The following is an 18,742-nucleotide window of genomic DNA, read 5'->3' on the forward strand; positions in this document are numbered from 1 at the left end:
CCCGGTCTACGCGCCGCAGGCGGCGGCCGGACCCGACGCCCCGGCGCCGGTGCGCGCCGTGCTGGCCTCCACCTTCGTCGCCATCATCCCCGAGCGCAGCGGGCAGCTGCTGCGCCGGGCGTTGCAGCAGCGGCTCGGCGCGGCCGGCAGCGCCGCGCCGAATTACGAGCTGCGCGTCGGGCTGCAACTGGCCGGGGAGCCGGAAGGCTTTCGCCGCGACGGCACCGCCTCCCGCCTGCGCTACAACGCCATCGCCACCTGGCAGCTGGTGACGCTCGGCCCCGAACCCTCGCTGCGGGCGGAGGGGACGGAGCGCGCCTTCGACTCCTTCAACATCCCCGACAACCAGTTCTTCGCCGCCGATTTCTCGCGCGATGCCACGGTGCAGCGGCTGATCGAGCAGCTGGCCAACGATCTCGTGCTGAACCTGTCGGTGCGGCTGCGCGACAGCACGGTCTGAGGCGGGCCGCCACGCCATGGCGAAGCTCGATCCGCGCCGCGTCGCGGCCTTCCTGGCCGATCCCGGCCCGGTCCGCGCCGTGCTGCTGCATGGCGACGATGCCGGGCTGATCCAGGAGCGCGCCGAGGCGCTGGTGGCCAGCGTGGTCGGCGGCAACGACCCGTTCCGCCTGGCCGAGCTGCCGCGCGAGGCCGCCGCCAAGCCGGGTGCCCTGGCGGGCGAGATGGCCGCCCTGGCGATGACCGGCGGCCGCCGCCTGGTGCGGGTGCGCGACGCCACCGACGCCCTCGCCAACGCCGTGAAGGAGGCGCTCGCCGGCCCCGGCGAGGCGCTGCTGGTGCTGGAGGGAGGCGAGCTGACCGCGCGCGCCAAGCTGCGCACCCAGCTGGAGGCGGCGCGCGATGCCGCCGTGATCGCCTGCTATCGCGAGCGCGGGGCGGAACTGGCCGCCAGCATCGGCCGGATGCTGCAGGAGCAGGGCGTCGCCATCGACCCGCCGGCGCTGGACTGGCTCTCCTCCCGCCTCGGCGAGGACCGCATGCTGCTGCGGCGCGAGGTGGAGAAGCTTGCCCTCTATGCCGGGGCGGGCGGGCGGCTGTCGGAGGAGGATGTGCTGGCCTGCGCCGGGGAGGGCTCGACCCTCGACCTGGACGAGGCGCTGATCGCCGCCACCGCCGGCGACATCCCGCTGGCCGACCGCGCGCTGGAGGCCGCCTTCGCCGAGGGCGCCAGCCCGATCGCCGTGCTGCGCGCGGCGCTGCGGCATGTGCAGCGGCTGCACCTGGCCTCGCTGGCCGTGGCGCGCGGCCAGCCCGCCAGCGCCGCCATGGAGGGGCTGCGGCCGCCGGTCTTCTTCCGCGCCAAGCCGGGCTTCGAGCGGGCGCTGCGCCTGTGGTCGCCCGCCCTGCTGGAAGCCGCCGGCACAGCGCTGCTGGAGGCGGAGAAGCGCGGCAAGTCGGGCTCCGCCGCGCGGCCGATCCCGGATGCCACGGTGGCACGGGCGGCGGTGCTGACCCTGGCGCGGCAGGCCGTGGCGCTGCGGCGCAGACAATAGATTCTGGGGGAATGAATTCCCCCAGGCCCCCATCTTTTTTCTGTCAGGCTGCCGCAATCTGCCGGCCAGGCGGGACGCAACACTGATGGCGGGGTCCGGGGGGACCCTGTCCCCCCGGCGGGGTGCGGGGCAGCGCCCCGCCGCTGCCCTCAGCCGGGCGAGAGCAACCGCACCAGCCCGTCCAGCTGGTCCAGATCCTTGTAGGCGATGGTCACCCGGCCGCCCTTGCGGCCGTGCTTGATGGCGACCTTCAGTCCGAGCCTGGTCATCAGGTCGCGCTCCAGCGCGCGGGTGTCGGCATCCGGGCTGACCGGCCCGGTAGCGGGCTTCAGCTTCTCGGCCGTCGCCACCAGCGCCTCGGTCTGGCGGACGTTCAGGCCGCGGGTGATGACCATCTCGGCCAGCTTCACCGGGTCCGGCGCCGTCAGCAGGGCGCGGGCATGGCCGGCGGAGAGGCTGCCGCGCGCCAGCATGTCGCGCACCTTGGGCGGCAGGGCCAGCAGGCGCAGCGTGTTGGCCACATGGCTGCGGCTCTTGCCCACCGCCTGGCCCAGCGCGTCCTGGGTCAGGCCGAATTCCTCCGTGAGGCGCTTGTAGCCCTGCGCCTCCTCCAGCGCGTTCAGGTCCTCGCGCTGCAGGTTCTCCACCAGCGCGGCGGCCAGGGCGGCACGGTCGTCCAGCTCATGGACATAGACCGGCACCTCGTGCTTCTGCGCCAGCTGCGCGGCACGCCAGCGGCGCTCGCCGCCGATGATCTGGTAGGTGCCGGGGGCGCCGGGCTTGGGGCGCACCAGGATCGGCTGCAACACGCCATGCTCGCGGATCGAGGCGGCGAGCTCGGCCAGGCCCGACTGGTCGATCGGCCCGCGCGGCTGGAAGGGGCCTGGCTCGATCGCCTCCACCGGCAGGCTGCGCGGGATGGAGGCGCCGGGGCTGGCCGGCGTCACCGCGTTCTGGTCGCCCAGCAGGGCGGAGAGCCCCATGCCCAGGCGGGGCGGCTTGCGTCCACTCATGCGGCCTTGCTCCCCCGCGCGCGCTCGCGCCGCAGCAACTCCGCGGCCAGTTTGATATAGGCCTGCGCCCCGGTGGAGCGCGGGTCGTAGAGCAGCACCGGCAGGCCGTGCGAGGGCGCCTCGCTGACGCGGATGTTGCGCGGCACCACCGTGTCGAACACCTTGTCGCGGAAGAAGGCGCGGACATCGGCCGCCACCAGCTCGGACAGGTTGTTGCGGCGGTCGAACATGGTCAGCACGATGCCGTCGAGGGCCAGGGCCGGGTTCAGCACCCGCCGCACCCGGTCGATGGTACGGGTGATCTGCGAGACGCCCTCCAGCGCGAAGAACTCGGTCTGCAAGGGGATCAGCACGGATTCCACCGCCACCAGCGCGTTCAGCGTCAGCAGGCCGAGCGAGGGCGGGCAGTCGATCAGGATGAAGTCGAAATCCTTCAGCGTGTCGGCGGCGGCTTCCAGCGCCAGGCGCAACCGGTGCTCGCGGTTCTCCATGCCGACCAGCTCGATCTCCGCCCCGGCCAGGTCGTTGTCGGCCGGCAGCAGCATCAGGTCGGGCACCTTGGTCGGGCGCAGCAGCTCGGAGAGCGGCTTCTGGCCGACCAGTAGGGCATAGGTGCCGGCGCCGCGCTCGGCGCGCGGCAGGCCGAGGCCGGTGGAGGCATTGCCCTGGGGGTCGAGGTCGATGACCAGGACGCGCTTCTTGGTGGCCAGCGCGGTCGCCAGGTTGATGGCGGTGGTGGTCTTGCCCACCCCGCCCTTCTGGTTGGCGAGCGCGATCCGGCGCAGGGAGTGTTTAGGCGCCAGCACGGCGGAGTCCGGAGAGTTTGAGGATGGTGGCATCGGGGTCGGTCATGCTCTTGAACCGCTGCACCGCCATTGTCCAGCCCGGTTGCGCCGCCGCCAGCTCGGCCTCGGCATTGCGCCCCTTGGGGAAGAGGGCGACGCCCTCCGGGGCCAGCAGGCGCTCGGCCCAGGGCAGCATTTTTTCGAGTGGCGCCAGGGCGCGGGCGGTCAGCACGGCGATGGGAGGAAGAGAGACAGCCTCGATCCGCTCGGCATGCACCTTCACATGGGACAGGCCCAGCTCGGCGGCGGCGGCCTGGAGGAAGGCGGATTTGCGCCGGTCGGATTCGACGAGATGGACGGGGCGGGTCACGGCGCTGGCCAGGACCAGGCCGGGGAAGCCGCCGCCGGAGCCGAGATCGGCCATCGGACCCTCGCCCTCCGGCAGCAGGGGCAGGAGCTGCAGGGAATCGGCGATGTGGCGCTGGCGCAGCACAGCGGGGTCGCTGCTGGCCACCAGGTTGATGCGAGCGTTCCAGCGCAGCAACAAAGCCAGGAAGGCTTCCAGCCGCGCTTCTGTTTCACGTGAAACCGCGACCGGCGGCATGGTGTCGATCAGATCCTGTTTCACGTGGAACGCTCCTGCCGGCGGCGAAGGTGGACGGCCAGCGCCGCGAGCGCCGCGGGGGTGATGCCGGGCACCCGCCCTGCCCCGCCCAGCGTCTCGGGCCGCGCCGTCTCCAGCCGCTGCTTCATTTCATTGCTCAAGCCGGGAATGGCCCCGAAGTCCAGACCGCGCGGAATGGCCTGCCGCTCATCCCGCTCCAGCAGGCGCAGCTCGGCGGCCTGCCGCTCCAGATAGGGGGCGTAGAGCGCCTCGGCCTCCAGCTGCGCCCGCACGCCGGCGGGCAGGTCGTTCAGCCAGGGGAAGGCCTGGGCCACCGCCTCGCCCGGCACATCGGGCAGGGCCAGCACCTCGAGCAGGCTGCGCCAGCGGCCGTCCTGGTTGATCGGGATGCCCGCGGATTGCAGCGCGGCGGGGGTGCCGCCCTCGGCCCGGGCGCGGGCCAGGGCGTCCGCCACGCCGGCGGCGAAGGCGCGGAAGCGCGCCGCGCGCTCCGGCCCCACCACGCCCCAGGCGATGCCCTTCTCGGTCAGCCGCAGCCCGGCATTGTCGGCCCGCAGCGCCAGCCGGTGTTCGGAGCGGGCGGTCAGCATGCGGTAGGGCTCCGTCACCCCCTGCAGCACGAGGTCGTCCACCATCACGCCGAGATAGGCCTCGGTCCGCGCCAGCACCCGGCCCTCGGCCTCGCCGCCGGCGAGCGCCGCGGCGTTGAGGCCGGCCAGCAGCCCCTGGGCGGCGGCCTCCTCATAGCCGGTGGTGCCGTTGATCTGCCCGGCCAGGAACAGGCCCGGCACGGCGCGCAATTCCAGCGTGGGCCGCAGGGCGCGCGGGTCGACATGGTCGTATTCGATGGCGTAGCCGAGGCGCAGGATCTCCGCCCGCTCCAGCCCCGGGATGGTGGCGATGAAGCCGCGCTGCACATCCTCCGGCAGGCTGGTGGAGATGCCGTTGGGATAGATGGTGGGGTCGTCCAGCCCCTCGGGCTCCAGGAAGATCTGGTGCCGCTCCCGCCCGGCGAAGCGGGTGATCTTGTCCTCGATGGAGGGGCAGTAGCGCGGCCCCGCCCCCTGGATCTGCCCGGAATGGATCGGCGCCCGGTGCAGGTTGGCGCGGATCAGCGCATGGCCTTCCGGGGTGGTGGCGGTGATGCCGCATTGCACCTGCGGGTTGGCGATGCGCTCCGTCATCCAGGAGAGCGGCTCGGGCGCCTCGTCGCCCGGCTGCATCTCCAGCCCCGCCCAGTCGATGGTGCGGCCATCGAGGCGCGGCGGCGTGCCGGTCTTGAGGCGGCGCATCGGCAGGCCGAGCGCCTCCAGCGCCAGGGCCAGGCCAATGGAGGGCGCATCCCCCACCCTTCCGGCCGGCTGGCGCGTCTCGCCGATATGGATCTCGCCGCGCAGGAAGGTGCCGGTGGTGATGATGGCGGCGCCGCAGGCGATGCGGGTGCCGCTTTCGGTCAGCACCGCCACGATGCGGCCGGAGGCATCACGCTCCAGCCCGCCGGCGGCCTCGGCGCGCAGGGTCAGGCCGGGCTGGGCCGCCAGCAGGGACTGGATGGCGCGGCGGTAGAGGGCGCGGTCGGCCTGGGCGCGGGGGCCGCGCACGGCGGGGCCCTTGCTGCGGTTGAGCAGCTTGAAGTGGATGCCGGCCAGGTCGGCGGCGCGGCCGATCAGCCCGTCCAGCGCATCGACCTCGCGCACCAGGTGTCCCTTGCCCACGCCACCGATGGCGGGGTTGCAGGACATCTCGCCCAGGGTCTCGATCCGGTGGGTCAGCAGCAGGGTGCGGGCGCCGCAGCGCGCGGCGGCGGCGGCGGCTTCGGTGCCGGCGTGCCCGCCGCCGATCACCACCACATCAAAGGAGTTCTCGCGCATGCGCGCCCTATAGCAGCCGCGCGGTGCGCCTGCTCGACCAAACTGATGGCGGGGTCCGGGGGGACCCTGTCCCCCCGGCGGGGGTCAGGGGGCGGAGCCCCCTGCCCTTTTCATTTCCCGATACAGAAATCCCCGAACACCACGTCCAGCACCTGCTCCACGCCCACTCTTCCGGTGAGCCGCCCCAGGCTTCGCAGCGCCGCCCTGAGCGACTCGGCCGCCAGTTCCGGCAGCGGCGCGCGCTGGGCTTCTTCGAGCCAGTCCACCGCCTCCCCCAGCGCCGCGCGGTGGCGGGGCCGGGTCAGGCTGGCTTCCTCGCTGAGGCCGGCACGGGATTGTGCCTCGCGCTCCAGCAGGCTCCGCAGCGCGTCCAGGCCGGTGCCATCCCGCGCCGAGAGGGCGATGGGCGCGATGCCGCCAATGGAAGCCGGCGGCGCTGCCAGATCCACCTTGTTCGCCACCACCACCGTGCCCGGCCGCAGCAGGGCCAGCGTCTCCGCATCCGGCGCGGCGTCGGCGGCGAAGAGGGCGATGACCAGATCCGCCTCCTCCGCCCGGCGGCGGGCGCGGCGCACGCCCTCGGCCTCGATCTCGTCCGGCGTGTCGCGCAGGCCGGCGGTGTCGGCCAGCAGCACCGGCACGCCGCCGAGGTCCAGCCGCACCTCCACCACGTCGCGCGTGGTGCCGGCGCGGGCGGAGACGATGGCCGCCTCCCGCCCCGCCAGGGCGTTCAGGAGGGAGGACTTCCCGGCATTGGGCGCGCCGATGATGGCGGCCCAGAGCCCCTCGCGCAGCCGCTCCCCGCGCCCGCCATCGGCCAGATGCGCGGCGATCTCGGCGGCCAGCGTGGCGGCGCCCTGGCGCACCTCGTCGTCCAGGTCGTTGGGGATGCCATCCTCGGCGAATTCGATGCTGGCCTCCTGGTGCGCCAGCAGGCGGGTCAGCCGCTCGCCCCAGCCGGCATAGCGGGCGGCCAGCGCGCCACCGGCCTGGCGCAGCGCCTGGCGCCGCTGGGCGGCGGTCTCGGCGTCGATCAGGTCGGCGATGCCCTCGGCGGCGGTCAGGTCCAGGCGGCCATTGAGGAAGGCGCGGCGGGTGAACTCCCCGGGCTCGGCCGGGCGGGCGCCGCAGGCCAGCAGCGCGGCGGAGACACCCTCCAGCACGGCGCGGCCACCATGCAGGTGGAGTTCCGCCGAATCCTCGCCGGTGTAGCTGCGCGGGGCGGGGAACCAGAGCAGCAAAGCTTCGTCCAGCAGCTCGCCCGTCTCGGGGTGGCGCAGGCGGCGCAGGCTGGCCTGGCGCGGGCGCGGCAGGCGGCCAGCCAGGCGGGTCAGCACAAGGGCCGAGTCGGGGCCGGAGAGGCGCAGCAGCGAGATCGCAGCGCGGCCGGCGCCAGAGGCGAGGGCAAAAATCGTGTCGGACAAGCGCATCACTCCGGGCGAGGCCAGGGGGCGCCGCCCCCTGGACCCCCGCCGGGGTGGCAGGGCCACCCCGGACCCCGCCATTCGTTGGGGAAAGCCGGGGGCGCGGACCCGGCCAGGTCTCTCAGCCTTTCGCCACCACATCCTTCTCGGTCAGCATCAGCCGCCGGGCGCGGCCACCCTCGACCAGATGCGCCTGCAGGATCTCGTCCACATCCTCGCGCGTCTCGGCGCGGTACCAGATGCCCTCGGGGTAGATGACGATGACCGGGCCGAACTCGCAGCGGTCCAGGCAGCCAGCCTGGTTCACGCGGATGCCCTTCAGCCCCAGCTCCTTGGCGCGGGCCTTCATGTAGTCCTTCAGCGCCTCGCTGCCGCGCGCGGCGCAGGAGCCGCGGCGATGGCCGTCGGGCCGGCGGTTGCAGCAGACGAAGAGATGGGCCTGGAAATAGGGCGGCGGATCGGCGGGCTGGGTCACGGGGGGGTCTCCTCTGCCCCTTCATGTAGCCCTGCCCCCGCCCCCCGGCCAGGGCATCGGCCGTGCCATGCCGCTTCGCCCTTGACGCTGCCGGCGGAGCGTGTCGAATCGCGCCCGCATGCCGCAGCTTTCCTTCCTCACCCCCCTCGGCACGCTCACTTTGTCCGAGGAGGACGGAGCGATCGTGGCGCTGGATTGGGGGCGTGGCCGCGACCAGGAGGAGACCCCCCTGCTGATCGCCGCCCGCGACCAGGTCCAGGACTATTTCGACGGCCAGCGGACGAGCTTCGATCTGCCCCTGGCCCCCTATGGCTCGGCCTTCCAGCAGAAGGTCTGGGCCGCGCTGCGCGCCATCCCCAGCGGGGAGACACGCAGCTATGCCGAGCTGGCCGCGACCATCGGCTCCATCGCCCGCGCGGTGGGCCAGGCCAACCGCGCCAATCCGATCCCCATCCTCATCCCCTGCCACCGCGTGATCGGCGCGGGCGGAAAGCTGGGCGGCTTCTCGGGGGGCGAAGGCGCCGCCACGAAGCGCTATCTTCTCGACCTCGAACGTCGCACCCTGCGTCAGCAAGGAACGCTCCTATGAACCATGCCATCCGCATTCACGAACATGGCGGCCCGGAGAAGATGGTGTGGGAGGAGGTGCCCCTGCCCGCCCCCAAGCCGGATGAGGTGCTGGTCCGCCATGGCGCCGTCGGGCTGAACTATATCGACGTCTATTTCCGCACCGGCCTCTACAAGCTGCCCTCCCTGCCCGCGACGCTCGGCATGGAGGCCGCCGGCCGCATCGAGGCGGTGGGCAGCGAGGTGACCGGCCTCGCGGTCGGCGACCGCGTGGCCTACGCCATGGCGCCGATCGGCGCCTATTGCGAGGCACGCACCATCAAGGCCGACCGGCTGGTGAAGCTGCCGGACGGCATCGACGACGTCACCGCCGCCGGCATGATGCTGCAGGGCATGACGGCGCAGTACCTGCTGCGCCGCACCTATCCGGTGAAGCCGGGCGAGACCATCCTGGTGCATGCCGCCGCCGGCGGTGTGGGCCTGATCATGTGCCAATGGGCCAAGCAGCTGGGCTGCACCGTCATCGGCACCGTCTCCACCCCCGAGAAGGCCGAGCTGGCCCGCGCCCATGGCGCCGACCACGTGCTGATCTCCGGCCAGGACGACCTGCCGGCGCGGGTGAAGGAGATCACCGGGGGCGCCATGCTGCCCGTGGTCTATGACAGCGTGGGCAAGGACACCTTCACCGCCTCGCTGGACTGCCTGGCGCCGTTCGGGATGATGGTGTCCTACGGCAATGCCTCGGGGCCCGTGCCGCCGCTGGATATCGGCATCCTGGCTGCCAAGGGCTCGCTGTTCCTGACGCGCCCGACGCTGGCGACCTACACGGCGAAGCATGCCGACCTGGTGGCCACCGCCACCGACCTCTTCTCGGTGGTGCTGTCCGGCGCGGTGAAGATCGAGGTCAACCAGACCTATGCGCTGAAGGACGCCGCCGAGGCGCACCGTGCCCTGGAAGGCCGCAAGACCACCGGCAGCACGGTGTTTATCCCCTGATGGCGGGGTCCGGGGTGGCCCTGCCACCCCGGCGGGGTTCGGGGCAGCGCCCCGAGCTTGTCTAGTTTTTCGGCAGGAAATACCGGTAGCGGTAGATTTCCCGCATCCCCAGCCGCTCATAGACGCTGCGGGCGGAGGTGTTGCCGGCCGAGACCTGCAGCCACCCCGTCAGCGCCCCCTGCTGCTGCCCCCAGGCGGCCCCGGCGGCGACCAGCCGCCCGCCCAGCCCCTGGCGGCGGAATTCCGGCGCCGTGGCGATGTCGAAGAACCCGACGAGCTGCCCGTCGGACGCCACCTGCCCCACCGCCGCCGGCCTGCCCTCGACCCGCAGCAGCAGCCAGGCCGCCGGCAGCAGCATCATCTGCGCCGCCTGCCGCTTCTCCGCCCGGCGCTGCTCGGTCTGGTAGTCGGCGGTGGACAGGATGGAGAACCATTCCTCGCTCGGGCCGTCGAGCAGCTCCACCGCCGCATCCGGCGCGGCGAAGCCGGACAGCGGCCCGGCCATCACCAGCGACTCATCCTTCTCGGCATAGCCGCGGGCCAGCAGCGCCTCCTCCAGCCCCGGCGGGTCCAGCGGCGTGGAGCGGAAGCGCGGCGGCAGGCCGATCTTGGCATAGGCCGCCTCGATGCGGTCCAGCCGCGCCGCCAGCCCGCCATCCTGCGCCGGATCCAGCGAGCTGACCGCATTGGCCCGCCCGGTGCCGCCCAGGAAGGCGCGCAACAGGAACGGCCCATCGAACGCCGTTCGCAGCGCCGGCACCGCACTGTGCGAGGCCCGCTCCAGCTCCGCCACCGATACGCCCTGCCAGGATTTGCCCTGCATCCGGTCGTCGCTCCGCCTTGTCGAGTGTGGGCGAAAGCCTAACGGGCCGCGTGGCGCTGACCAGCGCGGCGGCGGAAGGGCTGCCCCGCAGGAGGGAAAGGAAAGGCAGATATGAAAAAGGCCCGGGGGAATGAATTCCCCCGGACCCCCTTCTTTTTTCTGTCAGGCTGCCGCCCTCTGCCGGGCAGGTGGGCCGCTCCACTCAACCGGGACGAACCCGCAGAGTGCAGCGTCCCGCTTCTCAACCCGACGGCGGCAGCCCGAAAAAAATCAGGTATTCATGGCGTCGAAGAAGTCCTGGTTGGTCTTGCTGTACTTCAGCTTGTCCAGCAGGAACTCCATCGCATCCTGGGTGCCCATCGGGTTCAGAATACGCCGCAGCACCCACATCTTGGTGAGGGTCGCGCGGTCGATCAGCACCTCTTCCTTGCGGGTGCCCGACTTGGTGATGTCGATCGCCGGGAAGACGCGCTTGTCGGAGAGCTTGCGGTCGAGGATGAGCTCGGAATTGCCGGTGCCCTTGAACTCTTCGAAGATCACCTCGTCCATGCGGCTGCCCGTGTCGATCAGGGCGGTCGCGATGATGGTGAGGCTGCCGCCCTCCTCGATGTTGCGCGCCGCGCCGAAGAAGCGCTTCGGCCGCTGCAGGGCGTTGGCGTCCACGCCACCCGTCAGCACCTTGCCCGAGGAGGGCACGACCGAGTTGTAGGCGCGGCCCAGGCGGGTGATCGAGTCGAGCAGGATGACGACGTCACGCTTGTGCTCGACCAGGCGCTTGGCCTTCTCCAGCACCATCTCGGTGACCTGCACATGGCGGGTCGCCGGCTCGTCGAAGGTGGAGGCCACGACCTCGCCCCGCACCGTGCGGGCCATGTCGGTGACTTCCTCAGGGCGCTCGTCGATCAGCAGGACCAGCAGGAAGACATCGGGGTGGTTCAGGCTGATGCTGCGGGCGATGTTCTGCAGCATCACCGTCTTGCCGGTGCGCGGCGGCGCCACGACCAGGGCGCGCTGGCCCATGCCGATCGGCGCCACCAGGTCGATGACGCGCGGCGTGTAGTCCTTCTGCATCCCCTTCGCGACGCTCTCGAACTCCGAATTCTCCATCTTCAGGCGACGGGTCGGATAGAGCGGCGTGAGGTTGTCGAAGTTGATGCGGTGCCGCAGCGCCTCGGGCGGCTCGAAATTGACGGTGTTGATCTTCAGCAGCGCGAAGTAACGCTCGCCATCCTTCGGCGCCCGGATCTGCCCCTCCACCGTGTCGCCGGTGCGCAGGCCGAAGCGGCGCACCTGGGCCGGGGAGACATAGATGTCGTCCGGCCCCGGCAGGTAGTTCGACTGCGGCGAGCGCAGGAAGCCGAAGCCGTCCGGCAGGATCTCCAGCGTGCCGTCGCCATGGATCGCCTGCTCGTTCTCCGCCAGCTGCTTCAGGATCGCGAACATCATGTCCTGCTTGCGCAGGGTGGAGGCGTTCTCGATCTGCAGGGACTCGGCGAAGGCGAGCAGGTCGGCGGGGCTCTTGGCCTTGAGTTCAGAAAGATGCATGGGTCGGACGCATTCCGTTCCGGCGGGAGGCGCGGGACATGTCCGCGGGGCGGGCGCACGGCCCACCGGCGGGCCGGCGCCGCGGGATGCGCAGCCAGCCATGTCCCGGATCAGGAGGAGGGAGTCTCGGCGCCAGAAAGAGCCCGCCCGGAGGGCCGGGCGGCCGCCTGTCTCACGCCATCGACGGGAAGCGCCGCAACGCTAGGGGCGCGCGGGCCGTCCCGTCAATGGGCGATCTGGGGTTTTCACACTCCGTTTCAAGGATCCGCGACGCGGCTTTTCAGCCTGGGCGCGCGATCGTCAGAACGGCTTCACGATCACCATGATGACGATCAGGATCAGCAGCAGCGTCGGCACCTCATTGGCGACGCGCCACCAGCGCTCGCTGCGCCGGTTGCGGTCCTCGGCGAAGGCCTTCCGCCCGCCGCTCAGCACATGGTGGAACACCGTCATGCCGATCAGCCCGGTGAGCTTGCCGTGCCACCAGCCGGCCTTCCAATCGACCACGCCGGGCGTCAGCACCAGGGTCAGGCCGAAGAGCCAAGCGGCGATCATCGCCGGGTTCATGATGGCGCGCAGCAGCCGCCGCTCCATCACCTTGAACAGCTCGGACTGGGGCGAACCGGCCGCCACCTGGGTATGATAGACATAGAGCCGCGGCAGGTAGAACAGCCCCGCCATCCAGGCGAAGACCGAGATCAGGTGCAGCGACTTCACCCAGGGATACCAGGGCACCAGCGCGTCGAACATCAGGCGGCCCCGAGCAGGGCGGGCAGCTCGTCCATGTGGCGGAAGGGCTCGGCGCCCTGGGCGCGCAGCAGCGCCTCCGGCATCTCCCAGACCAGCGCCAGCACGCGGCAGCCGGCGGCGCGGCCGGCGCGGATGCCGGGCAGGCTGTCCTCCACCACCACGCACTCCGCCGGCGCGGCGCCGCAGGCCGCCGCCGCCGCCTCGTACATGTCCGGATAGGGCTTCGGCCGCGCCACATCCTCGAAGGAAAAGACCCGCCCCTCGAACAGCCCGGCGATGCCGAGCCGGCCGAGCTTGGCGCGCAGTTCGGCGCGCGAGGAGTTGGAGGCGCAGGCGATCGGCAGCCCGGCCGCGCGCAGCCGGCGCAGCGTCTCCAGCGCGCCGGGCACCGCCACCACGTCGCGCGCCATGCGCGCGGTTAGCCGGGCGGAGAGCAGCGCCGGCCAGTCATCCGGCAGCCGGCCGAAGCGCTGCTCGATCAGCGGCATCATGTCCGGCACGGCGCGGCCGAGGAACAGCTCCTGGCATTCCTCCGGCGTCACCGGCCAGAAGCGCTCGGACAGATCCTCGGCCACGGTGATGGCGGCCAGCGCCTCGCTGTCGGCCAGCACGCCGTCGCAATCGAACAGCACGGCCTTCGGGGGGTGGGCATCAGGCGGCGTTCCGGGCGCGGGCATGCGGGCAGTCGCCATGCTGCTTCGGGCATTGCCGCCCGCCGGCGAAGGAGCAGAGCGTGCGGTTGCCCGCCCGCACCCGCCGCACCAGCCCGGCCAGCGCGCCGATGAAGCCGGCATCGCTGTTCTGCGCCGGCACCCGGAAATAGCCGGGGATGCCGAGCTTGTGGGCCAGCTCCTGGTATTCGACGTCCAGCTCCACCAGCGTCTCGGAATGCTCGGAGACGAAGGCGATGGGGCAGACCAGCACCGCCACCTTCTCCTTCGCCGCGTGCTCCAGCGCCTCCTCGGTGGAGGGGCCGATCCATTTCTGCGGCGTCACCCGCGACTGGTAGCAGACCGAATGGTCGAGCCCCGGGATGTCGAGCTGCCCGACCACGGCGGCGACGCTGCGCTCCACCTGCCACTGATAGGGGTCGCCGCGCTTGACGATGCTCTCCGGCAGGCCGTGGGCGGAGAACAGGATGCGCAACGGCACCTCGGCCGGCAGCTCGGCCCGCGCCTTGTCGTAGGAGGCCTGCACCAGCGCGGCGGTGGCGCGGGCGAAGCCCTCGTCCGAGTGCCAGCAGCACAGCGTCTTGCTCGGCAAATCGAGGCCCACCTTGGCGCAGGCCGCCTTCCAGTCGTCGATCGAGGAGCCGCTCGTGGTGGTGGAGAATTGCGGGTAGAGCGGCAGCAGGATCGCCTCGTCCGCGCCCCAGGCCTTCACCTCGCGCGCCGTCGCCTCGGCGAAGGGGTGCCAGTAGCGCATGGCCACGAAGCAGCGCGCCTCCATCTCCGGCGCCAGCGCCGCCTGCAGCGCCTCCCCCTGGGCGATGGTCAGCTCCAGCAGCGGCGACTTGCCGCCGAGGATGGCGTAGTTCTCGCTGGCCGCCTTGGTGCGGCGGGCGGCGATGAACTTGCCCAGCGGCCAGCGCAGCAGCTTGGGCAGCCGCACGATGGCGGGGTCGAGGAACAGGTTCTCGAGGAAGGGCCGCACCGCCTCCGGGGCGTCGGGACCTCCCAGGTTGAACAGGATGATGGCGACGCGGGGACGGTGCTCGGACATGCGCTTGCAGATGCCATGCCGGGGGCTGCGGTCAAGGTCAAAGCGCGTGAAATCGGGGCGCCCGCGCGGGGGCCGGCCGGCCCCTTGCCGCCCCTCTTCCTTGCCCTGGCGGGGCGTCTTGCCTAGGTGATGGGGCGAAGCGGGCTTGTGGCCCTGCGCCATGACTGAAAAGATTGATTCCGACATGACCGACCCGAGCAACCCGACGGCGCCCCACCCCGAGACCCAGCCGACCCCGGAGCAGCCGGCCGACGCCCTGGCCCGGCTGGCCGAGCTGGAGGCGGAGAACGCCCAGCTGAAGGATCGCTGGCTGCGCTCCGAGGCGGAGATGCAGAATTTGCGCACCCGCACCAAGCGCGAGGTGGAGGAGGCGCGCGCCTTCGCCGTGCAGAAATTCGCCCGCGACGTGGTCGAGGCGGCGGAAAACCTGCGCCGCGGCCTGGACGCCCTGCCCCCCGCCCAGGAGGGCGAGGCCGAGCTGCTGACCAAGCTGCGCGGCGGCTTCGAGGGGGTGGAGCGCGCCTTCCTCTCGATCCTGGAGCGCAACGGCGTCAGCAAGCAGGACGCCACCGGCAAGCCCTTCGACCCGGAGCTGCACCAGGCGATGGCGCAGCAGCCGCCGCCGGAGGGGGTCGCCGCCGGCACGGTGATCCAGGCCTGGACCCCGGCCTGGACGCTGAATGGCCGCCTGCTGAAGCCGGCCATGGTGGTGGTGGCGGGCGAGGGCGTCTCCGAAACCGCCTGATGCGGAGGCCCGGGCCGATCCTGCCGGCGCAGCACCCCGCGCTGCTGGCGCTGAACAATCTGCATGCCGAGGCGGTGAACGCGCTGGACGCGGCGGGCTTCGCCGCGCTGTGCGGGGCCGCCTTCTGGACCGGCGCGCTGTGGCGGGAGGAGAAGCCGCTGGGCTTCCTGATCGCGCTGCGGCCCACCGGCCCGGCGACCGGCCCGAACCATGGCTGGATGCAGGCCCACCGCCCCGGCGCCGCCTATATCGACCGCGTGGTGGTGGATGCGGCGGCGCAGGGGCGGGGCACGGGCCGCGCCCTCTATGCCGCGCTGGCCGCGGCGGCGCTGGAGGCCGGGCTGGCCGAGCTGGGCTGCGAGGTCAATCTCGCACCGCCCAACCCGGTCAGCATGGGCTTCCACACGCGCCTCGGCTTCGCGCCCGTGGGCGAGGCCACCGACCCGCGCAACGGCAAGGTGGTGCGGTATCTGGCGGCGCCGGCCGCGCCGCTGACTGCACATTTTTTGCGCAGCCCCGATCATCGCCCTTGTCCGGCGGGCCAGGGCTGAATACATCGCTGGCACAACCACCCGGCCCGCCATTCTGGCCGGGGGGTGATCCCCAGATCGCCTGATGAGCAGAGAGGGGATGGGCGCGGCGCCGGAATGAGGGCCGCCCCCATCCGCCAGGAGGAGAACTCGGATGAGCAAGGTTATCGGCATCGACCTCGGCACCACCAACAGCTGCGTCGCCATCATGGAAGGCGGCGATGTGAAGGTGCTGGAGAACGCCGAAGGCGCGCGCACGACGCCGTCCATGGTGGCCTTCGCCAAGAATGGCGAGCGGCTGGTGGGCCAGGCCGCGAAGCGCCAGGCGGTGACCAACCCGACCGACACCCTGTTCGCCGTGAAGCGCCTGATCGGCCGCCGCTACGACGACAAGATGGTGCAGAAGGAGGCGGGCCTCGCCCCCTTCAAGATCATCCGCGCCGACAATGGCGATGCCTGGGTCGAGGCCGGCGGGCAGAAGCAGGCGCCGCAGCAGATCAGCGCCAACATCCTGACCAAGATGAAGGAGACCGCCGAGGCCTATCTCGGCGAGAAGGTGACGCAGGCCGTCATCACCGTCCCCGCCTACTTCAATGACAGCCAGCGCCAGGCGACCAAGGAGGCGGGCGCCATCGCCGGCCTCGAGGTGCTGCGCATCATCAACGAGCCGACCGCCGCCGCCCTCGCCTATGGCATGGACAAGAAGGCCACCGGCACGATCGCGGTCTACGACCTCGGCGGCGGCACCTTCGACGTCTCGGTGCTCGAGATCGGCGACGGCGTGTTCGAGGTGAAGTCGACGAACGGCGACACCTTCCTCGGCGGCGAGGATTTCGACCAGCGCGTCATCGACTACCTGGCGGATGAGTTCAAGAAGGAGAACGGGATCGACCTGCGCGGCGACAAGCTCGCCCTGCAGCGCCTGAAGGAGGCGGCCGAGAAGGCGAAGATCGAGCTCTCCTCCGCCAAGCAGACCGAGATCAACCTGCCCTTCATCACCGCCGACGCGTCCGGCCCGAAGCACCTGGTGCTGCAGCTGACCCGCGCCAAGCTGGAGGCGCTGGTCGACGACCTGGTGCAGCGGACGCTCGAGCCCTGCAAGCAGGCGCTGAAGGATGCCGGCCTCTCCGCCGGCGAGATCGACGAGGTGATCCTGGTCGGCGGCATGACCCGCATGCCCAAGGTCATCGAGGCGGTGAAGCAGTTCTTCGGCAAGGAGCCGGCCCGCAACGTCAACCCGGATGAGGTCGTCGCCATCGGCGCCGCCATCCAGGGCGGCGTGCTGAAGGGCGAGGTCAAGGATGTCCTGCTGCTGGACGTGACGCCGCTGTCGCTGGGCATCGAGACGCTGGGCGGTGTCTTCACCCGGCTGATCGACCGCAACACGACGATCCCGACCAAGAAGAGCCAGACCTTCTCGACGGCCGACGACAACCAGACCGCGGTCACCATCAAGGTGTTCCAGGGTGAGCGCGAGATGGCGGCGGACAACAAGCTGCTGGGCAATTTCGACCTGACCGGCATCGCCCCCGCCCCGCGCGGCGTGCCGCAGATCGAGGTGTCCTTCGACATCGACGCCAACGGCATCGTCTCGGTCAGCGCCAAGGACAAGGCGACCGGCAAGGAGCAGCAGATCAAGATCCAGGCCAAGTCCGGCCTGTCCGACTCCGACATCGAGCGCATGGTGAAGGAGGCGGAGGCCAATTCCGCCGCCGACAAGAAGCGCCGCGAGGCGGTGGAGGCGCGCAACCAGCTCGACGCCCTGATCCACAGCACCGAGAAGACGCTGAAGGAGAATGGCGAGAAGGTGGGCGAGGCCGACCGCAAGGAGGTCGAGGCCGCGCTGGAGGCCGCCCGCTCCGCCAAGGAGGGCGAGGATGCCGAGGCCATCAAGTCCGCCACCGAGCGCCTGGGCGCCGCGGCGATGAAGATGGGCGAGGCGATCTACAAGGCCGCGCCGGCCGAGGACCCGGCGGCCGCGGCGGGCCAGGCGGGGGCCCAGGGCGGCGCCGGCGACGGCAAGCCCGGCGAGAAGGTGGTGGACGCCGAGTTCGAGGATGTCGACCCCAACAAGAAGAAGCCCAGCTGAGGCGCTCCGCGCTAGGCTGAGCACGCCGCGTTGAGCATGGGCGCCCGGTTCCCTTCGACAGGGCCGGGCGCTCCTTCGTTCCGGAGCTTGGGGGACAGGCCGCACCATGGCCAAGAAGGACTATTACGAGACCCTGGGCGTTGCCCGGGGGGCGAGCGACGAGGACCTGAAGAAGGCCTATCGCAAGCTCGCCATGAAGTATCACCCGGATCGCAACCCGGGTGACAAGGCCGCCGAGGCCTCCTTCAAGGAGGTGAACGAGGCCTATGACGTTCTGAAGGACCCCGAGAAACGCGCCGCCTATGACCGCTTCGGCCATGCCGCCTTCGAGGGCGGCGGCGGTGGGGGTGGCGGCGGCCCCTTCGGCGGCGGCGGGCCCTTCGGGGCGGGCGGCTTCGAGGACATCTTCGCCGAGATGTTCGGCCAGTTCGGCGGCCGCCGTGGCGGCGCCGGCGCCACCGGGCGCGGCGCCGACCTCCGCCAGGACGCCACCATCACCCTGGAAGAGGCCTTCGCCGGCACCCGCCAGACCATCCGCGTGCAGAGCAGCGTGCAATGCGACGCCTGCGACGGCACCGGGGCCGAGGGCAAGGCGAGCAGCGCGCAATCCACCTGCACCACCTGCGGCGGCGCCGGCAAGGTGCGCGCCCAGCAGGGCTTCTTCCTGATCGAGCGCACCTGCCCCACCTGCGGCGGCACCGGGCGCGTCATCAAGAACCCCTGCAAGGTGTGCTCCGGCGCCGGCCGCGTGCAGCGCGAGCGCACGCTGAACGTCACCATCCCGGCGGGCGTCGAGGATGGCACGCGCATCCGCCTCTCCGGCGAGGGCGAGGCCGGGCTGCGCGGCGCGCCGGCGGGCGACCTGTATGTGGACATCTCGATCCGCCCGCATGCGCTGTTCCAGCGCGACGGCGCCAACATCTATGTCCGCGTGCCGCTGCGCATGACGCAGGCGGCGCTCGGGGGCGCGGTGGAGGTGCCGACCATCGATGGCGGGCGCTCCCGCGTCACCATCCCCGCCGGCACCCAGACGGGCGACCAGTTCCGCCTGCGCGGCAAGGGCTTCTCCGTGCTGCGCTCCGCCGCGCGCGGGGACATGTATGTGCAGGTGGCGGTGGAGACCCCGCAGAACCTGTCGCCACGCCAGCGCGAGCTGCTGGAGCAGTTCGAGAGCGAGGGCGGCCAGTCCGGCCAGCAATCCAGCCCGGAAAGCGAGGGCTTCTTCGCCAAGGTGAAGGAGTTCTGGGACGGGCTGGGGCGGTAAGCCC

At 71.6% G+C, this 18,742-nt stretch carries 19 protein-coding genes; 8 read left to right on the forward strand and 11 right to left on the reverse strand.

The genetic code is table 11. The annotated features are described in order from the left end of the window. Both lptE and holA read left to right on the forward strand, forming a co-directional pair. Nucleotides 1-460, forward strand: a 460-nt coding sequence (gene lptE / locus HMPREF0731_RS23195; RefSeq protein ID WP_007004726.1) for an LPS assembly lipoprotein LptE, incomplete at its 5' end; no start/stop codon positions are given. Between the two features lie 16 nt (nucleotides 461-476). Further along, nucleotides 477-1,514, forward strand: coding sequence for a DNA polymerase III subunit delta (gene holA, locus HMPREF0731_RS13605; RefSeq protein ID WP_007004727.1), 1,038 nt, complete (start codon nucleotides 477-479; stop codon nucleotides 1,512-1,514). Nucleotides 1,515-1,663: 149 nt separating this feature from the next. Here the strand turns inward: holA and HMPREF0731_RS13610 are convergent, their stop codons facing one another. The 6 genes from HMPREF0731_RS13610 to HMPREF0731_RS13635 form a co-directional block, all read right to left on the reverse strand. Further along, the gene (locus HMPREF0731_RS13610; RefSeq protein WP_007004728.1) at nucleotides 1,664-2,527 is read right to left on the reverse strand and encodes a ParB/RepB/Spo0J family partition protein; all 864 of its coding nucleotides are present in this window, start codon (nucleotides 2,525-2,527) and stop codon (nucleotides 1,664-1,666) included. After that, nucleotides 2,524-3,366 carry a ParA family protein gene (locus tag HMPREF0731_RS13615; RefSeq protein ID WP_083854521.1) on the reverse strand — a complete coding sequence of 281 codons (843 nt, stop codon included), beginning with the start codon at nucleotides 3,364-3,366 and terminating at the stop codon, nucleotides 2,524-2,526. The genes HMPREF0731_RS13610 and HMPREF0731_RS13615 overlap by 4 nt, the downstream gene beginning before the upstream one ends. After that, on the reverse strand, nucleotides 3,320-3,916 hold the full coding sequence (rsmG, locus tag HMPREF0731_RS13620; RefSeq protein WP_051014771.1) for a 16S rRNA (guanine(527)-N(7))-methyltransferase RsmG: 597 nt from the start codon (nucleotides 3,914-3,916) through the stop codon (nucleotides 3,320-3,322). Before rsmG ends, HMPREF0731_RS13615 begins: the two co-directional genes overlap by 47 nt. Before the next feature lie 20 nt (nucleotides 3,917-3,936). Then, the gene (gene mnmG / locus HMPREF0731_RS13625) at nucleotides 3,937-5,808 is read right to left on the reverse strand and encodes a tRNA uridine-5-carboxymethylaminomethyl(34) synthesis enzyme MnmG (RefSeq protein WP_007004731.1); all 1,872 of its coding nucleotides are present in this window, start codon (nucleotides 5,806-5,808) and stop codon (nucleotides 3,937-3,939) included. Between the two features lie 110 nt (nucleotides 5,809-5,918). Beyond that, the gene (gene mnmE / locus HMPREF0731_RS13630) at nucleotides 5,919-7,238 is read right to left on the reverse strand and encodes a tRNA uridine-5-carboxymethylaminomethyl(34) synthesis GTPase MnmE (protein WP_007004732.1); all 1,320 of its coding nucleotides are present in this window, start codon (nucleotides 7,236-7,238) and stop codon (nucleotides 5,919-5,921) included. A gap of 115 nt (nucleotides 7,239-7,353) precedes the next feature. Then, nucleotides 7,354-7,707, reverse strand: a complete 354-nt coding sequence (locus tag HMPREF0731_RS13635; protein WP_007004733.1) for a (2Fe-2S) ferredoxin domain-containing protein — start codon at nucleotides 7,705-7,707, stop codon at nucleotides 7,354-7,356. A 118-nt stretch (nucleotides 7,708-7,825) separates the two neighbouring features. Here HMPREF0731_RS13635 and HMPREF0731_RS13640 point away from each other — a divergent pair, with 118 nt between their 5' ends. Both HMPREF0731_RS13640 and HMPREF0731_RS13645 read left to right on the forward strand, forming a co-directional pair. Continuing rightward, complete coding sequence (locus tag HMPREF0731_RS13640; RefSeq protein ID WP_007004734.1) at nucleotides 7,826-8,296, forward strand: methylated-DNA--[protein]-cysteine S-methyltransferase; 471 nt, start codon at nucleotides 7,826-7,828, stop codon at nucleotides 8,294-8,296. Further along, nucleotides 8,293-9,270 carry a quinone oxidoreductase family protein gene (locus tag HMPREF0731_RS13645; protein WP_007004735.1) on the forward strand — a complete coding sequence of 326 codons (978 nt, stop codon included), beginning with the start codon at nucleotides 8,293-8,295 and terminating at the stop codon, nucleotides 9,268-9,270. The genes HMPREF0731_RS13640 and HMPREF0731_RS13645 overlap by 4 nt, the downstream gene beginning before the upstream one ends. 61 nt (nucleotides 9,271-9,331) lie before the next feature. On the opposite strand, the gene HMPREF0731_RS13650 is transcribed toward HMPREF0731_RS13645, so the two are convergent. From HMPREF0731_RS13650 to hemH, 5 genes are all read right to left on the reverse strand, one after another. Next, nucleotides 9,332-10,093 carry a GNAT family N-acetyltransferase gene (locus tag HMPREF0731_RS13650; RefSeq protein ID WP_040613338.1) on the reverse strand — a complete coding sequence of 254 codons (762 nt, stop codon included), beginning with the start codon at nucleotides 10,091-10,093 and terminating at the stop codon, nucleotides 9,332-9,334. Nucleotides 10,094-10,363: 270 nt separating this feature from the next. Continuing rightward, on the reverse strand, nucleotides 10,364-11,638 hold the full coding sequence (rho, locus tag HMPREF0731_RS13655; RefSeq protein WP_007004736.1) for a transcription termination factor Rho: 1,275 nt from the start codon (nucleotides 11,636-11,638) through the stop codon (nucleotides 10,364-10,366). A 300-nt stretch (nucleotides 11,639-11,938) separates the two neighbouring features. Then, nucleotides 11,939-12,391, reverse strand: a complete 453-nt coding sequence (gene hemJ / locus HMPREF0731_RS13660; RefSeq protein WP_040613419.1) for a protoporphyrinogen oxidase HemJ — start codon at nucleotides 12,389-12,391, stop codon at nucleotides 11,939-11,941. Continuing rightward, entirely contained in the window at nucleotides 12,388-13,020 is a 633-nt protein-coding gene (locus tag HMPREF0731_RS13665; protein ID WP_040613421.1) for an HAD family hydrolase, read from the reverse strand. The genes hemJ and HMPREF0731_RS13665 overlap by 4 nt, the downstream gene beginning before the upstream one ends. 19 nt (nucleotides 13,021-13,039) lie before the next feature. Further along, the gene (hemH, locus tag HMPREF0731_RS13670) at nucleotides 13,040-14,110 is read right to left on the reverse strand and encodes a ferrochelatase (protein WP_007004739.1); all 1,071 of its coding nucleotides are present in this window, start codon (nucleotides 14,108-14,110) and stop codon (nucleotides 13,040-13,042) included. Nucleotides 14,111-14,270: 160 nt separating this feature from the next. On the opposite strand from hemH, the gene HMPREF0731_RS13675 reads away from it, so the two are divergent. The 4 genes from HMPREF0731_RS13675 (at nucleotide 14,271) to dnaJ (ending at nucleotide 18,738) form a co-directional block, all read left to right on the forward strand. Then, nucleotides 14,271-14,855: a nucleotide exchange factor GrpE gene (locus HMPREF0731_RS13675; protein ID WP_040613340.1), complete on the forward strand. Its 585-nt coding sequence runs from the start codon at nucleotides 14,271-14,273 to the stop codon at nucleotides 14,853-14,855. Next, nucleotides 14,855-15,406, forward strand: coding sequence for a GNAT family N-acetyltransferase (locus HMPREF0731_RS13680; RefSeq protein WP_007004741.1), 552 nt, complete (start codon nucleotides 14,855-14,857; stop codon nucleotides 15,404-15,406). Before HMPREF0731_RS13675 ends, HMPREF0731_RS13680 begins: the two co-directional genes overlap by 1 nt. 133 nt (nucleotides 15,407-15,539) lie before the next feature. After that, a complete protein-coding gene (gene dnaK, locus HMPREF0731_RS13685; RefSeq protein WP_007004742.1) occupies nucleotides 15,540-17,474 on the forward strand; it encodes a molecular chaperone DnaK in 1,935 nt (644 codons plus the stop codon). A gap of 106 nt (nucleotides 17,475-17,580) precedes the next feature. After that, nucleotides 17,581-18,738, forward strand: a complete 1,158-nt coding sequence (dnaJ, locus tag HMPREF0731_RS13690) for a molecular chaperone DnaJ (RefSeq protein WP_007004743.1) — start codon at nucleotides 17,581-17,583, stop codon at nucleotides 18,736-18,738. Nucleotides 18,739-18,742 lie beyond the last annotated feature (4 nt).

Origin of the sequence: Pseudoroseomonas cervicalis ATCC 49957, assembly GCF_000164635.1 — a bacterium.
GTDB classification, from domain to species: domain Bacteria; phylum Pseudomonadota; class Alphaproteobacteria; order Acetobacterales; family Acetobacteraceae; genus Pseudoroseomonas; species Pseudoroseomonas cervicalis.